This is a genomic window from Pseudoalteromonas luteoviolacea NCIMB 1944, assembly GCF_001625565.1.
GTDB classification, from domain to species: Bacteria; Pseudomonadota; Gammaproteobacteria; order Enterobacterales; family Alteromonadaceae; genus Pseudoalteromonas; species Pseudoalteromonas luteoviolacea_F.
In genome coordinates, this window is sequence record NZ_AUXS01000013.1 from 40,850 (window position 1) to 54,815 (window position 13,966).

The 13,966-nt window shown below is 44.5% G+C and carries 17 protein-coding genes; 13 read left to right on the plus strand and 4 right to left on the minus strand.

The annotated features are described in order from the left end of the window. Window positions 1–291 precede the first annotated feature (291 nt). The 12 genes from rpsJ to N483_RS02150 all read left to right on the plus strand — a co-directional run bounded on the left by rpsJ (window position 292) and on the right by N483_RS02150 (window position 6,105). A complete protein-coding gene (rpsJ, locus tag N483_RS02095; RefSeq protein WP_005495349.1) occupies window positions 292–603 on the plus strand; it encodes a 30S ribosomal protein S10 in 312 nt (103 codons plus the stop codon). A gap of 27 nt (window positions 604–630) precedes the next feature. Next, window positions 631–1,266 carry a 50S ribosomal protein L3 gene (rplC, locus tag N483_RS02100; RefSeq protein ID WP_010376387.1) on the plus strand — a complete coding sequence of 212 codons (636 nt, stop codon included), beginning with the start codon at window positions 631–633 and terminating at the stop codon, window positions 1,264–1,266. Window positions 1,267–1,283: 17 nt separating this feature from the next. Beyond that, window positions 1,284–1,886 carry a 50S ribosomal protein L4 gene (rplD, locus tag N483_RS02105; protein WP_023398458.1) on the plus strand — a complete coding sequence of 201 codons (603 nt, stop codon included), beginning with the start codon at window positions 1,284–1,286 and terminating at the stop codon, window positions 1,884–1,886. Next, window positions 1,883–2,185: a 50S ribosomal protein L23 gene (rplW, locus tag N483_RS02110; RefSeq protein WP_023398457.1), complete on the plus strand. Its 303-nt coding sequence runs from the start codon at window positions 1,883–1,885 to the stop codon at window positions 2,183–2,185. Before rplD ends, rplW begins: the two co-directional genes overlap by 4 nt. A 17-nt stretch (window positions 2,186–2,202) precedes the next feature. Further along, window positions 2,203–3,027: a 50S ribosomal protein L2 gene (gene rplB / locus N483_RS02115; protein ID WP_023398456.1), complete on the plus strand. Its 825-nt coding sequence runs from the start codon at window positions 2,203–2,205 to the stop codon at window positions 3,025–3,027. Between the two features lie 16 nt (window positions 3,028–3,043). After that, window positions 3,044–3,322, plus strand: a complete 279-nt coding sequence (rpsS, locus tag N483_RS02120; protein WP_010367084.1) for a 30S ribosomal protein S19 — start codon at window positions 3,044–3,046, stop codon at window positions 3,320–3,322. A 12-nt stretch (window positions 3,323–3,334) separates the two neighbouring features. Further along, on the plus strand, window positions 3,335–3,667 hold the full coding sequence (rplV, locus tag N483_RS02125) for a 50S ribosomal protein L22 (protein WP_010386167.1): 333 nt from the start codon (window positions 3,335–3,337) through the stop codon (window positions 3,665–3,667). 12 nt (window positions 3,668–3,679) lie between these two features. Beyond that, window positions 3,680–4,381: a 30S ribosomal protein S3 gene (gene rpsC, locus N483_RS02130; protein ID WP_023398455.1), complete on the plus strand. Its 702-nt coding sequence runs from the start codon at window positions 3,680–3,682 to the stop codon at window positions 4,379–4,381. Window positions 4,382–4,394: 13 nt separating this feature from the next. Beyond that, on the plus strand, window positions 4,395–4,808 hold the full coding sequence (gene rplP / locus N483_RS02135; RefSeq protein WP_023398454.1) for a 50S ribosomal protein L16: 414 nt from the start codon (window positions 4,395–4,397) through the stop codon (window positions 4,806–4,808). Next, window positions 4,808–4,999: a 50S ribosomal protein L29 gene (rpmC, locus tag N483_RS02140; protein ID WP_023398453.1), complete on the plus strand. Its 192-nt coding sequence runs from the start codon at window positions 4,808–4,810 to the stop codon at window positions 4,997–4,999. Before rplP ends, rpmC begins: the two co-directional genes overlap by 1 nt. Beyond that, window positions 4,999–5,256 (plus strand): 30S ribosomal protein S17, encoded by a 258-nt coding sequence (rpsQ, locus tag N483_RS02145; protein ID WP_023398452.1) that lies wholly within the window; start codon window positions 4,999–5,001, stop codon window positions 5,254–5,256. Before rpmC ends, rpsQ begins: the two co-directional genes overlap by 1 nt. A gap of 159 nt (window positions 5,257–5,415) precedes the next feature. Then, a complete protein-coding gene (locus N483_RS02150) occupies window positions 5,416–6,105 on the plus strand; it encodes a hypothetical protein (RefSeq protein WP_023398451.1) in 690 nt (229 codons plus the stop codon). A 282-nt stretch (window positions 6,106–6,387) separates the two neighbouring features. Here N483_RS02150 and hemN read toward each other — a convergent pair whose 3' ends face one another. The 3 genes from hemN to N483_RS02165 all read right to left on the minus strand — a co-directional run bounded on the left by hemN (window position 6,388) and on the right by N483_RS02165 (window position 12,175). Further along, window positions 6,388–7,758: an oxygen-independent coproporphyrinogen III oxidase gene (gene hemN / locus N483_RS02155; RefSeq protein WP_023398450.1), complete on the minus strand. Its 1,371-nt coding sequence runs from the start codon at window positions 7,756–7,758 to the stop codon at window positions 6,388–6,390. A 123-nt stretch (window positions 7,759–7,881) separates the two neighbouring features. Beyond that, window positions 7,882–9,813 (minus strand): HAMP domain-containing methyl-accepting chemotaxis protein, encoded by a 1,932-nt coding sequence (locus tag N483_RS02160; protein ID WP_023398449.1) that lies wholly within the window; start codon window positions 9,811–9,813, stop codon window positions 7,882–7,884. A 331-nt stretch (window positions 9,814–10,144) separates the two neighbouring features. After that, a complete protein-coding gene (locus N483_RS02165) occupies window positions 10,145–12,175 on the minus strand; it encodes a methyl-accepting chemotaxis protein (protein WP_023398448.1) in 2,031 nt (676 codons plus the stop codon). Window positions 12,176–12,430: 255 nt separating this feature from the next. On the opposite strand from N483_RS02165, the gene N483_RS02170 reads away from it, so the two are divergent. Continuing rightward, complete coding sequence (locus N483_RS02170) at window positions 12,431–13,195, plus strand: NAD-dependent epimerase/dehydratase family protein (protein WP_023398447.1); 765 nt, start codon at window positions 12,431–12,433, stop codon at window positions 13,193–13,195. A gap of 6 nt (window positions 13,196–13,201) precedes the next feature. Here the strand turns inward: N483_RS02170 and hutC are convergent, their stop codons facing one another. Then, a complete protein-coding gene (gene hutC, locus N483_RS02175; RefSeq protein WP_023398446.1) occupies window positions 13,202–13,912 on the minus strand; it encodes a histidine utilization repressor in 711 nt (236 codons plus the stop codon). Between the last annotated feature and the right edge of the window lie 54 nt (window positions 13,913–13,966).

Below are 13,966 nucleotides of genomic sequence, written 5' to 3' on the forward strand. Positions count from 1 at the left end.
GGAGCAATACAATTACCTTATATTAGAGAGTCAGACGGTTAGTTAGGTGAGGCAAATTTATTGCATTTAGTTGTTGCATTTATCACCAGTATCATTATAATGTGCGAACTTTCTCGGCTTCTGGCCGCTGAAAGTACAAATGAAAGTCTGGATTTCAGGCTATTAAACAGGAACTCCGATTTGGAGTTCGATGGTAGAAATAAAAGAACAACCGACTTCTTAGGTATTATAAGATAGTTTCGGCGGTTTTTTTATGCTCTTTTTAAATGCTCTTTTAATTGAGGTTTAAGAATGTCAAATCAACGCATTCGTATTCGCCTAAAAGCTTTTGACCACCGTTTGATTGACCAATCAACGGCGGAAATCGTGGAAACTGCGAAGCGCACTGGTGCTCAGGTACGTGGTCCAATCCCACTACCTACGCGTTTTGAGCGTTTCACTGTATTGATCTCTCCGCACGTAAACAAAGACGCGCGTGATCAGTATGAAATCCGCACCCATAAACGTCTGATCGACATCGTAGAACCAACTGACAAGACTGTAGACGCTCTAATGCGCCTAGACCTTGCTGCTGGTGTTGATGTTCAAATCAGCCTGGGTTAATCGAAAGATTAGAGAGGTTTTAGGAAAATGGCATTAGGTCTAGTCGGTCGTAAAGTGGGTATGACACGTATCTTCACTGAAGATGGTGTATCTATCCCTGTGACAGTTATCGAAGCGACGCCTAACCGTGTAACTCAGATCAAATCTGACGCTACAGACGGTTATAACGCGCTTCAAGTTACTGCAGGCGAGAAAAAAGCAAGCCGTGTAAACAAACCAGCAGCGGGTCACTTCGCAAAAGCTGGCGTTGAAGCGGGTCGTGGCCTGTGGGAATTCCGTCTTAACGGCGGAGAAGGTGAGTTTGAAGTAGGTTCAGAACTAACTGTTGAACTTTTCACTGAAGTGAAAAAAGTAGACGTTACTGGTACTTCAAAAGGTAAAGGTTTCCAAGGTGGTGTTAAGCGCTGGAACTTCAGCATGCAAGACGCTACACACGGTAACTCTCTATCTCACCGTGCTCCTGGTTCAATCGGTCAAAACCAGTCTCCTGGTAAAGTTTTCAAAGGTAAGAAAATGGCCGGTCAAATGGGTAATGTTCGTTCTACGACACAGAACCTTGAACTAGTTCGTGTTGACGCTGAGCGTAACCTGCTTTTAGTTAAAGGTGCAGTACCTGGCGCTATCGGCGGCGACGTTATCGTTAAACCTGCTGTTAAAGCATAAGTCCTGGAGATTTAGTGATGGAATTAGCAATTAAAGGCGCTGGTGCGCTTGAAGTTTCCGAAGCTACTTTTGGACGTGAGTTTAACGAAGCATTAGTACACCAAGTAGTTGTTGCTTACGCAGCAGGTGCTCGTCAAGGTACTAAAGCTCAGAAGACGCGTTCTGAAGTACGTGGTGGTGGTAAGAAACCATTCCGCCAAAAAGGTACTGGCCGTGCACGTGCTGGTACAATCCGCAGCCCAATCTGGCGCAGCGGTGGTGTGAGCTTTGCAGCTAAGCCGCAAGATCACAGCCAAAAAGTTAACCGTAAGATGTATCGCGGTGCGATCAAGAGCATCTTATCTGAACTAGTTCGTCAAGAGCGTCTTGTTGTTGTTGAAAACTTCGGTTTAGAAGCACCTAAGACTAAAGAGCTAGTAGCTAAGCTTAAAGAGCTTGAGCTGAAAGACGTATTAATCGTGACTGAAGAAGTAGATGAGAATCTATTCCTTTCATCTCGTAACCTGTACAAGGTTGATACTCGTGACGTAGCTGGCATCGACCCAGTAAGCCTAATCGCTTTCGATAAGGTTCTAATTACTGCAGGTGCTGTGAAGCAACTTGAGGAGTCATTAGCATGATCAGTGAAGAACGTCTTTTAAAAGTAATTCTTGCTCCACACATCTCTGAGAAAAGTACTATCTCTGCTGAAGCGAACAACACTATCGTGTTCAAAGTAGCAAAAGATGCAAACAAAGCTGAAGTTAAAGCAGCTGTTGAAAAGCTTTTTGAAGTAGAAGTAACTGGTGTTCGCACTCTAAATGTTAAGGGTAAAACAAAGCGTACAGGCATGCGTTTCGGCCGTCGTTCAGACTGGAAGAAAGCCTACGTTACTCTTAAAGAAGGCAGCGAGCTAGACTTTGTCGGCGGCGCCGAGTAATAAGGGGAGTTAGAATTATGGCACTTCAAAAGTGTAAACCAACTTCTGCGGGTCGTCGTCACGTCGTTAAAGTGGTTAACCCTGATCTACACAAGGGTAAGCCATACGCTCCGCTACTAGAGAAGAACTCTAAATCAGGTGGTCGTAACAACAACGGTCGTATCACGGTTCGTCACATCGGTGGTGGTCACAAGCATCACTATCGTGTAATTGACTTTAAACGCACAAAAGACGGCATTCCAGCTGTTGTTGAGCGTCTAGAGTACGATCCTAACCGTAGCGCAAACATCGCTCTTGTATTATATGCAGACGGTGAGCGTCGTTACATCATCGCACCTAAAGGTGTTAAAGCAGGTGATGCAATCCAGTCTGGTGTTGATGCACCAATCAAAGCTGGTAACACATTACCAATGCGTAACATCCCAGTAGGTACTACAGTACACAATGTTGAGCTTAAGCCTGGTAAAGGCGCTCAGATTGCACGTTCTGCTGGTGCATATGTACAGATCCTAGCGCGTGAAGGCCAGTACGTGACTCTACGTCTACGTTCAGGTGAAATGCGTAAAGTTGAAGCGGATTGCCGCGCAACTATCGGTGAAGTAGGTAACGCTGAACACATGCTTCGTTCACTAGGTAAAGCTGGTGCTAATCGTTGGCGTGGTATCCGTCCTACAGTTCGTGGTGTTGCCATGAACCCGATTGACCACCCACACGGTGGTGGTGAAGGTCGTACATCTGGTGGTCGTCACCCTGTGTCTCCATGGGGTAAGCCTACTAAAGGTGCTAAGACACGTAAGAACAAGCGTACTGATAAATTTATCGTACGTCGTCGTACTAAGTAATAGTTGAGGAATTGCCATGCCACGTTCTCTCAAGAAGGGTCCATTCATTGACCTACACTTGCTGAAGAAGGTAGAGAAGGCGTTGGAAAGCGGTGACAAGAAGCCTATAAAGACTTGGAGCCGTCGTTCAATGATCATCCCTAACATGATCGGATTGACCATCGCTGTCCATAATGGTCGTCAGCACGTACCTGTATTCGTTACAGACGAAATGATCGGTCACAAACTAGGTGAATTTGCACCTACACGTACTTACCGCGGTCACGCTGCGGATAAGAAAGCTAAGAAGCGTTAATCGGAGGGTATGATGGAAGCATTAGCTAAACACAAATTCGCCTCTGGTTCGGCGCAAAAAGCACGTCTAGTTGCTGATCAGATCCGCGGACTTCCGGTTGATCGCGCGCTAGAAATCCTAGCGTATAGCCCAAAGAAAGCGGCTGTATTGGTTAAAAAAGTACTTGAGTCTGCTATCGCTAACGCGGAGCACAACGAAGGTGCTGACATTGATGAGCTTAAAGTGGCTAAAGTTTTTGTAGACGAAGGTCCTACAATGAAACGTATTATGCCACGTGCTAAAGGACGCGCAGACCGCATCCTTAAGCGTTCAAGCCACATCACTGTTGTGGTTTCAGATAGCTAGGAGATATAAGTAATGGGACAAAAAGTTCATCCTACTGGTATTCGCCTAGGTATCTCAAAGCCTTGGGTATCTACTTGGTACGCGAATACAAAAGATTTCTCTGAGCAGCTTTTTGGCGATCACAAAGTGCGTCAATACCTTACTAAGGAATTGAAAAACGCTTCTGTGTCTAAAATCGTTATCGAGCGTCCAGCTAAATCGATCCGTGTAACAATTCACACAGCTCGTCCTGGTGTTGTTATCGGTAAAAAAGGTGAAGACGTTGAAAAGCTTCGCCAAGCTGTAACTAAGCTTGCTGGTGTACCTGCACAAATCAACATTGCAGAAGTACGTAAGCCTGAGCTAGATGCACAATTAGTTGCTGACGGTATCTCTTCACAGCTAGAGCGTCGTGTTATGTTCCGTCGTGCTATGAAGCGCGCAGTTCAAAATGCAATGCGTCTAGGTGCTAAAGGTATCAAGGTTGAAGTTAGTGGTCGTCTAGGCGGCGCTGAAATCGCACGTTCTGAGTGGTACCGTGAAGGTCGTGTACCTCTACACACTCTACGTGCTGATATCGATTACGCTACTTCAGAAGCTTTGACTACTTACGGCATCATCGGTGTTAAAGTTTGGATCTTCAAAGGCGAAGTTATCGGTGGTCTTCCACTGAAACAAGAGCAAGAGAAGCCAGCTAAACGTGCACCGAAGAAAGCTAAGAAAAGTGCTAAGTAAGAGGTAGCGACTAATGTTACAGCCAAAACGTACAAAATTCCGCAAGGTACACAAAGGCCGCAACCGTGGTCTTGCTACTAGCGGTAACAAAGTTAGCTTCGGTTCTTTCGGCTTGAAAGCGACTGGCCGTGGCCGTATGACTGCTCGTCAAATCGAAGCAGCTCGTCGTGCTATGACGCGTCATATCAAGCGTCAAGGTAAAATCTGGATCCGTGTATTCCCAGATAAGCCAATTACAGAGAAACCGCTTGAAGTTCGTATGGGTAAAGGTAAAGGTTCTGTTGAATACTGGGTTGCTGAAATTCAGCCTGGTAAAGTACTTTACGAGATGGAAGGTGTTTCAGAAGAGCTTGCTCGTGAAGCATTCGACCTAGCTGCTCGTAAATTACCTTTCAAAACAACATTTGTAACTCGGACGGTAATGTAATGAAAGCTAGCGAATTAAAAGACAAAAGCGTAGAAGAGCTTAAAGCTGAACTTCTAGAGCTTCTTCGTGAGCAGTTCAACCTGCGCATGCAAGCGAGCACTGGTCAGCTAGCTCAAACTCACGAGCTGAGAAAAGTACGTCGCAATATTGCGCGTGTTAAAACGGTTATTAACCAGAAGGCAGGTGCATAATGAGCGATAAGATCCGTACTCTTCAAGGTCGTGTAGTTAGCGACAAAATGGACAAGTCAATCGTTGTTGCTATCGAGCGTCAGGTTAAACACCCGATCTACGGTAAATTCATCAAGCGTACAACTAAGTTGCACGCACATGATGAAAACAACACAGCACTAGCAGGTGACGTCGTGACTATTCGCGAATGTGCGCCAATCTCTAAGAAAAAATCTTGGACGCTAGTTGACGTGATTGAACGTCCTAAGAAAGCTTAATTTTTAATTAAGTTTACTTATTAAAACCCCGGCCTTGGCCGGGGTTTTTGTTTTTTAATGGCCGCTATATATCTCTAGCTAATCTCTTTAATCCACTTTGAACTTTCATCGAAAAAGCCCCTCCAAGCACCCAAGGCAATAAATTAAAGGAAATTATGAATGCGCTCTATAAGGGGGGCTGTGCTGGGGTCGCTGGCAATACACGGCGTGATTGGCTATATATTGTTTTCAGTAACACCACCATTACCTATCGCAAATCAAGAAAAGCCACTCAAAGTATATGTGGTGTCAATGGATGAACCGCGTAAACCAGTTATCGAGGCCGTTGATACTCACTTAAGTGAAGAGAACGTAAGTGAACCCATATCAGACAAGCAACCCATTATTTCAGCAGACGAGCCTGAGTATAACGCTCTTGAAAGGTCGCTAGAGCAGCCAGAAGCGGTGCAAATGCATGAAGCGCTTCAGCCAGAGAATCATCAAGATGCAAATGCTTCAAACAAAGTAAAAGTGTTCAAGTTTAACCCGCACAAAGGTATTCAGCAGCTTCAACAAAAAGAGCAAGAGGCTTATTTTGGCTCCAGGCAATTTGATACACAGGCAGGCGCACCGATAGAGCGAATGAAAACACCAAAAGCACACACTCAATTTTTGTCTGGAGAAACAGAAGAAATCTATCGTAGCCAAGGCAGGCGTCTAGTGAAATGGAAAGGTAAGTGCTATTTGTTTGAAGATACATCAGAGATGGCTCAAGCTGGCCTCCCTTCATCTTCTGGTAGGCCCTGCCCAGGTGAACTCTCAAATAATGAATCCCTTCTAAAACAATCCCTTGATAAATATCTAAAATGAGCAAAAAGAAAAGGTGAGTATAAGCTGAGATAACACACTTTAAGCCAGTAAAAGAGTGTGCCAAGGGGGAAGGGGTAATCAAACATCGACATAGCAGATTGCCAGTAGCCTTGTTATGTTTTAGCCCGATAGTATACAAGGAGTATGACTAGGTTCATTGACAAGGCATGTGAATGAACTTGAAAGCAACTGGACGATGAGTGCTGTCAATTAACCAGTTTAGTGGCTCACAATTACAGAAAAACTGTAAAGCCCGCACAGAGTAAGGCGGGCTGCGTTGCTCTAAATGACACGTGAAAAACGGGTATTTTTAATCTGCTGTTGTAAATAGGCGTCAAAACACATACAGATGATCCGGATAAATAGTGTGCCTTTGGCTGTCACGGTGATGGTGTTTTGATTGTTGATAACAAGGCCATCTTTTTCTAATGGTGCAAGTGCGATACATGCGTGCTCAAAGTACTCATCGAAGTCGAGATTAAACTGCTCACTAATAGATGCTTTGTCTAGTTCAAAATGACAGATAAGTTGCTTGATAACTGCTGCTCTAATGAGGTCATCTTGAGTCAGTGATATCCCTTTACTGATAGCATTTCTTTGCTCTGAGACTGCATGATAATAAGGTTTTAACTCTTTTTCATTTTGTAATATGGCATTGCCAATCTGTGAAATAGACGACACACCCAAGCCTAATAAATCACAGTTGCCATGAGTGGTATAGCCTTGAAAGTTTCGGTGTAGTTGGCCTTCCCGTTGTGCAATAGCTAGCTCATCATCGTGTTTTGCAAAATGGTCCATACCAATGTACTGATATCCCGCTTGTGTCATGCACTCAAGAGTCGCTTTGAAGATCGTTAGCTTTTGCTCTGGCGTTGGCATATCTTGCTCTTTGAGCTTTCGCTGGGCTGCAAATCTGTCAGGCAAGTGCGCATAGTTAAAGAGAGAAACACGGTCTGGTGCCAGATCGATAAGCTGCGCTATAGTCGCTTGATAAGTTTCTGGGGTTTGGTGTGGCAAGCCGTATATCATGTCCATATTGATGGATTTAAAGCCGAGAGCTCGTGCTTGTTGCAAAACAGAGAGTACTTCGTCAATTTGCTGCGGGCGATTAACAGCAGCTTGTACTTCATCATTAAAGTCTTGAACGCCAAATGATACGCGGTTGAACCCCATTTCTTTCAGTGACACTAACATGCCATCTGCCAGCGAGCGAGGGTCTATTTCAATACCGCGTTGTGCAGTATGGGTAAAATCAAAGTGCTGTTCGAGGGCCGCAATGAGCCGTGCCATTTGAGCTGTGGTTAAAAAAGTCGGCGTACCTCCACCTAGGTGTAGTTGTTCGACATGATAGTCCTTAAACAATGGCGCTTGTGCCTCGATTTCTTGAACGAGATGATCAAGATAAACATCGGCTTTTGACTGATGGCGGGTAATAATCTTATTGCAGCCACAGTAGTAACATAGCTGATGACAAAAAGGGATATGGATATACAGCGACAACGCACGATTAGATGAATTGGCAATGGCGTTGGTCAATGCAGTTTGGTCATATCCGGAGGTCAATGATAAAGCGGTGGGGTAAGAGGTATATCTTGGACCAGAAATATTATACTTCTGGATCAGGGAATCTTCCCAATGAGGTAGTTTAATCACGATCGCACTCAAATAATATTACACTTGCTCAGTATAGGTGTTACTACATAAGCAGAGTTTGATCTGACGCAATGGGGTGATTATTAGGCAATACAGAAGGGCCCTGTATTGCCTAAAAGCGCGCTAAAGTTGGTAACGCTTGGCCGTGGCAGCGAGATCCTCGGCTAGTGTGGCAAGCACAGTTGCATCATTGGACGCTTTTTCTGCGCCTTGCGCCGTTTCTTTTGCTGTCCCGGTGACATCACGAACCCCTTGGGAGACCTGCTGTGTTACGGCATTTTGCTGTTCGGTGGCACTGGCTATTTGGATACTCATATCACGGATCGCGATAACAGAGTCTGACACTTGCTGTAAAGTTTGTCCCGCTTGGTGAATTTGATCAGCAGTGGTTTCAGCATTATCGACATTACTTCCCATGAGCTCTACAGAACGCTGTGCTTCTTGTTGAAGCCTAGAGATCATGGCTTGAATCTCTTCTGTACTTTGCTGTGTGCGACTTGCTAGGCTACGTACCTCATCAGCCACTACCGCAAATCCGCGGCCTTGCTCTCCGGCTCTGGCCGCTTCAATGGCAGCATTGAGTGCAAGCAAGTTGGTTTGATCTGCAATACCACGGATGACATCAAGGATAGATCCTACCGATTGGGTTTCTTCAGCAAGTTTTGAAATGGTTTGGCTGACATTGTCAATGTCTGCTTTTAATGTAGTGATTGAAGTCGTTGTTTGTGCGACAGCATTTAGTCCATGCTGTGAAGACTCTTCCGCGGCTGTCGCTGTATCCGCAGCAGATTGGGTACTTTGGGTTATATCTGATACGGTCTGAGCCATCTCATCCATTGCTCTATCGGTACTTTCTAACTGCGCCATTTGTTGCTCAGCACCTTGCATTGCCTGTGTTGTGATAGCACTCATATTGTGTGCTGTCGCAGTCAACGTGTCTGTGGATTGGTGGATCTGTTCGATAAATGTCCGCAGATTCGACACCATTTCTGACATCGCTTGGTAAATACCGCTATTGGTTTGGCTTTGATCGAAGTGAACAGTCAGATCGCCCGTGGCAATCTTTCTTGCCATAGCTTCAATTTCTCGCGGCTCTCCACCAATTGGCAGTTTGATAATTCGGCTAATAAACCAGCTAAAAAATACGCCACAGACAATGATAAGCAACGCGAGTGTGATGACAATAAACTTGGCATTGGCGCTGGCTGCTTGCACTATTGGCCCTAACTCATCTTGTGATGCTTTGATATCTAATTTGATATTTTCAACTTGGGCTGCGACGTCTGGGCCGATTTTATCCAGTGACTGAGTTATTTCCGTATTACGTTTGATGATGACCTGATAAACCTCTTCTAGCCCAGCTTGATAAGCTTCTAAAGGGGTAATAAAGCGCTGATATTGACCTGTTTGAGATTGTTGCAGCAATTGTGTTGCTTGCGTGTTTAACCTATTTAGTGTGTCTGTCGCCATTTGGTAATCCCGCTCAGCATTGGCGACTAAAAACTGGTTTGTGGATAATCGGCCTTGCTGCAGCAAGCTTCGCAGCGCACTGATTTTATTTACTTCTTCAATGGACTGCGCGTTATCCATCATGGTGCGTAGTTGATTATCCAGCTCTGGTCCTTGTTTATTCAACGTACTGTTAACTATTTGGTGGCGACGCTCATATAAAGTGATAACTTGTCTAAAGCTGCGTTCATATCGTTCTATTTGTTTTTGGCTATCAGTGATGATGCTGAGTTGAGAGGTGTCAGAATATTGGGCTTGGGCTTTATCGAGTAGCGTTTCTAGTAATTCTAATCGCTGGTCAAATTGGGCGATATTTGCATCGCTTTGATGCTTTAAGTATTTAATGGCTTGTAATCTTACCTCCAGTAAATTCGCTTGAATACGTCCAGCTAAATTGCTGTCCCTTGCTTTGGTACGGTATTCGACAAAATTATTGTATCCGCTGCTCAATCCCCAATAAGCCGTAATAGAGAGTACGATTATCATCAATATCATTACGCCAAAGGCGCCGTTAAGTTGTTGGCTTAAACGCCAGTTTTTTATCATATAACACCCTACAAGCTCGCACGAGCTATGAGTTTAATTGCATAAAGGTAACAAATGGTTCTTTTAAATATACTTAATTTTCTAGTATTTTATTATTAATTTGGCGAAAAAAAATACCCAAGTAAAGGTTTGAGGGTGAAATTGTTTGATTGTGATCAACAGTCTCATCTAATTCCTTAACTGCTGATAACTAATGATATTTGTTGCAATAGGCGAGATAACAAGTTGTTTTTGCTTGTAAATTGAGCAAGTTTGCTGTGTTGCAATATGAGAAAAATTGAAGTGATTTTGGTACGACACCATGTTGTGTCGTACCAAAACTTTTTGGAGATTAAAGTTTAAATTGATTTACTGTGGCATTAAGTGCTTTGGCTAAATCGTTTAAGTCTCTTGCCTCATCAGCTAATAGGTGCGCATGGTTAGCTGTACTATTCACTAGATCATTAATAGAGTTAAGGCTATTGTTGATGTCTTCAGCTACCACCGTCTGCTCTTCCGTAGAGGTTGCGATTTGATGGCTCTGGTCTTGTACAGTATTAACCGAATCTGTGATATTGCGTAATGCGTCTAACACTTCTTGTGTCTGTTCCACAGAGCTTTGTGCTCGTTCTTGACCTTGCTGCATCATGGTTGATGCCTGCTGCGCAATTTGCTGCAGTCGTGAGATCATATTTCGAATATCATCTGTCGACTCCTGTGTTCTGCTCGCAAGACTTCTCACTTCATCGGCAACCACAGCAAAGCCTCGACCTTGTTCTCCGGCACGGGCAGCCTCAATGGCAGCGTTTAGGGCGAGTAAGTTAGTTTGTTCTGCAATGCCGTTAATGACGTCAATAACAGCGCCAATATTACTGGTTTCTTGTTCTAACCCCGCTACGACTTTTGCTGCATCCCCGATGTGGCTGGCCAGTTCAGTCATCACCTCTTGTGCTTGACTCGAACGCTGTGAGCCATCATTTGTCATGGATTGTACAAGATCTGAAGCACGGTTAGTTTCGTGGGCATTGCGAGAGATTTCGGTAACGGTTGCAGCCATCTCGGTCACAGCCGCTGACACACTATCAACCTGTTCTTTTTCTTGCTGTATCTCAGCATTGGTATTGTTAGAGACATCGCGTAATTGGGCCGATGCACCACTTAATTGTTCGGCTTGCGCTGCGGTATCAATCATCATCGAACGTAACTTGTCGATAAAGGTGTTCATATGCATGGCTAATTGACCCACTTCGTCCTGACTTGAAATATTGATACGACGCGTTAAGTCGCCTTCACCAGATGCAATGTCACGCATCGTGTCAGTCAGGGTAATAATGGGGCGAGTGATCATTTGCGCGGCGAGTAAAATCATCGCGACAATGATAGATAAAATCACAATCACAGCAGTTACCGTGCTCATGACAGCCTCATTGACTGGCTCGTCAATCAGGCTTACCGGTATCAAAATACCGACATGCCAGTCAAGTACTGGGGTATCTAGTTTTACACTATTGAACACCACGTAGTACTCTTGGCCCTGTAGGGTTACTGTGGCAGTGCCATCGTCCTGTCTGTCAATAAGGCGGGTTAACTCTGTAAAGCCGCTGGTATCTTGGAATTGCTGCTCAAGGCCTGCTAAACCTTCTTTACCTCGTGGTCCTGCGTCAGTTGTAGACAAATTATGGCCGGTACGCTTGGATAGGTGAACGACTTTTAATTCGTTATCTAGTAGAAAGCCGTAGCCCTCGCCGTCGAACTGAATATCTTCGACCATGGCGCTAATTTTGTTTATCTGTAAGTCTACGCCACCTACCGCGACTAATTCACCTTGTTTATTATAAATAGGTTGTTGTACAACGGCTGAAACATCCCCAGTGTTGATATCAACAGAGAGTGCGCCAACATAGAGCTTGCCGTGATTCAAAGCGTCTTGCCACCAAGGGCGTTTGTAGGCGTAATAAGGGCGTCCATCGGCGAAATTAGACGTACGCTCATTTTCTTTGAAATATTCACCGGTTCTGGCTGAGGCCATGAAAGCTGAAAGAATATTTTCGTCGCTTTGGCTGATGCGTTGAAAGTCTTCATTTACTTCGCTGTAGCCTTTATCTCCTGAGAGGCTTTGTTCCCTAACAGAATAATTGTCAAACCAATTCACGTTGTGCGGATTGGTTACGAATGTGCCAACTACTTTGCCGTATTGGGCGAAAAAAGATTCCATAGACAACTTTTCAGAGTAGATATAACTCTGTGCTTCGCGCTCGATACCTTGACGCGATATTGTTGCGATATGATTAACAAAATAAGTAGAGGCCAGCATAAGTAGCACAGAGATTGTGCCGCCGATTAAGATGAGAATTTTTTTACGAAGAGATAAGTTTTCAAACATGACATATTCTTTTTATTGGGACAGCGCTAACATAATAAAACCATATCTCAATTGATAGATCTACCTAATTTACACGGAGTGTGAGCAAGGCGAGACATGAGTATTTATCATATCGCTCCAACAAAAATAAAAAAATAGTAAAGAATCATCAAATTGCAGTTGCAAATTTATAACCTAAAGCTGAGGAAATGCCGATAGCGTTTTTCATCATGCTGTACTAACATTATGACCCAATATAGGTAAAATTAAGAAAATATGATGAATAATAAATTGGTCGTTTTAGGGGCTGGGTGGTTAGGCAACGCCCTAGTACACAGCGCCAAATCTTGCGGTTGGGATGTTCAGGCGACGCGAAGACAGGCAGATGCTACAGCGGATATCCAAGCCTTTTGTGTTACTGATACTAAACTTCATCATTCACTCTCGCTAACCGATGCTTATTGGGTGTGCGCCATTCCCCCGCGCATGCGCCAAAGCGACAGCCATTATTTAGAAACTTTAACGTGCGCACTCGAAGCGGCAAAATCAATGCGGTGCAAAGGGTTTTTACTGTGCTCATCAACAGCTGTATATGGAAATGAAGCGGGCACATTTGATGAGCAAGCGCCACTGGCTGCACAAGATTCAAAACGGCAGCAGATATTACAAAGTGCAGAACAAATGGTACTAGCACAAAACGGCAAAGTCGCGCGTTTGGCTGGTTTAGTAGGCCCAGGTAGAGAGCCGGGTCGTTTTATAGCTGGTAAACATTTATCAAGCTCTGCCCATGCTACGGTTAATATGGTGCATCAACAAGATGTTGTAGAAGGGATCATGTGTCTTTTGACAAGTTGGCATGCTGCACAGTCAATCTACAATTTGTGCCATCCCTCTCATCCTACGAAGCAGCAATATTATCAAGGCCATTGTGAGGCCTATGGCAGTGAGCTTCCAAACTTTGCCAGTGACGAGGTTGTGTCTAGAGTTATCGATGGCGCAGCGATCACTGAACTGGGCTTTCAATATCGTCATATGATTTGAGCGCCTTCACTTTTTGAACGTGAGGTGTCCACCAAGGCGGTATTTACTACCAGGGGATATAAGCCGTGCAAAGCTGACGATCCCTTGTGAGGACCATGTTCTTCTGATCATCTGTAGGCATGGCTCTTCGTTAAACATGTTCAGCCATTGGCAGACTTCTTCATTGGGCATAATGGCCTCAACAGTATGGCGAGCTTCAGTGAGCGGGGCAACATGAGTCAAATATTCATGAGGCGTCAAAGTGGTAAAGTTCTGTTGTAAATACTGTGGCGCAAGTGCCGGGTTAACAAAACGTTCTTCAACTTGAATAGGCTCTTCATTTTCGTGGTGAACAATAACACTGCGATAGACTTGACTGTCTATCTCTACACCCAACGCGATTGCAATTGGCGCGATAGCAGACATTGACTCTAGTGATAAAACAACACAACTATAGTTGCCACCACGCTCTTCAACCTCATCAGCGATATTGCGGATCTCTAGCAGTGAAGACTGAGATTTGAGACTCGCCACAAAAGTCCCCAACCCTTGGCTGCGGGTGAGCACGCCATCTTCGGTTAACTCGCTCAGCGCGCGTCTTGCGGTCATACGACTTACTTTAAATTGATCGGATAGCTCATTTTCAGAGGGCACGCGTTGATGTTCCTGCCAAGTTCCAGCGCGAATTTGATCGATAATGTGTTGTTTAATTTGTGCAAACTTAGGTTGTTCTGTCACTGTCTGCTACCGTGTAATAAAAGCTTATTCATAAAGGTGGCATAGCTATCTTGT

What these genes read in the sequence shown, in the direction of transcription:
- rpsJ (WP_005495349.1), top strand. Translation starts at nt 292, where the DNA reads ATGTCAAATCAACGCATTCGTATTCGCCTAAAAGCTTTTGACCACCGT.
- rplV (WP_010386167.1), top strand. Translation starts at nt 3,335, where the DNA reads ATGGAAGCATTAGCTAAACACAAATTCGCCTCTGGTTCGGCGCAAAAA.
- rpsQ (WP_023398452.1), top strand. Translation starts at nt 4,999, where the DNA reads ATGAGCGATAAGATCCGTACTCTTCAAGGTCGTGTAGTTAGCGACAAA.
- rplC (WP_010376387.1), top strand. Translation starts at nt 631, where the DNA reads ATGGCATTAGGTCTAGTCGGTCGTAAAGTGGGTATGACACGTATCTTC.
- N483_RS02165 (WP_023398448.1), bottom strand. Translation starts at nt 12,175, where the DNA reads ATGTTTGAAAACTTATCTCTTCGTAAAAAAATTCTCATCTTAATCGGC.
- N483_RS02160 (WP_023398449.1), bottom strand. Translation starts at nt 9,813, where the DNA reads ATGATAAAAAACTGGCGTTTAAGCCAACAACTTAACGGCGCCTTTGGC.
- N483_RS02150 (WP_023398451.1), top strand. Translation starts at nt 5,416, where the DNA reads ATGCGCTCTATAAGGGGGGCTGTGCTGGGGTCGCTGGCAATACACGGC.
- N483_RS02170 (WP_023398447.1), top strand. Translation starts at nt 12,431, where the DNA reads ATGATGAATAATAAATTGGTCGTTTTAGGGGCTGGGTGGTTAGGCAAC.
- rplD (WP_023398458.1), top strand. Translation starts at nt 1,284, where the DNA reads ATGGAATTAGCAATTAAAGGCGCTGGTGCGCTTGAAGTTTCCGAAGCT.
- rplW (WP_023398457.1), top strand. Translation starts at nt 1,883, where the DNA reads ATGATCAGTGAAGAACGTCTTTTAAAAGTAATTCTTGCTCCACACATC.
- rpmC (WP_023398453.1), top strand. Translation starts at nt 4,808, where the DNA reads ATGAAAGCTAGCGAATTAAAAGACAAAAGCGTAGAAGAGCTTAAAGCT.
- rpsS (WP_010367084.1), top strand. Translation starts at nt 3,044, where the DNA reads ATGCCACGTTCTCTCAAGAAGGGTCCATTCATTGACCTACACTTGCTG.
- rpsC (WP_023398455.1), top strand. Translation starts at nt 3,680, where the DNA reads ATGGGACAAAAAGTTCATCCTACTGGTATTCGCCTAGGTATCTCAAAG.
- rplP (WP_023398454.1), top strand. Translation starts at nt 4,395, where the DNA reads ATGTTACAGCCAAAACGTACAAAATTCCGCAAGGTACACAAAGGCCGC.
- rplB (WP_023398456.1), top strand. Translation starts at nt 2,203, where the DNA reads ATGGCACTTCAAAAGTGTAAACCAACTTCTGCGGGTCGTCGTCACGTC.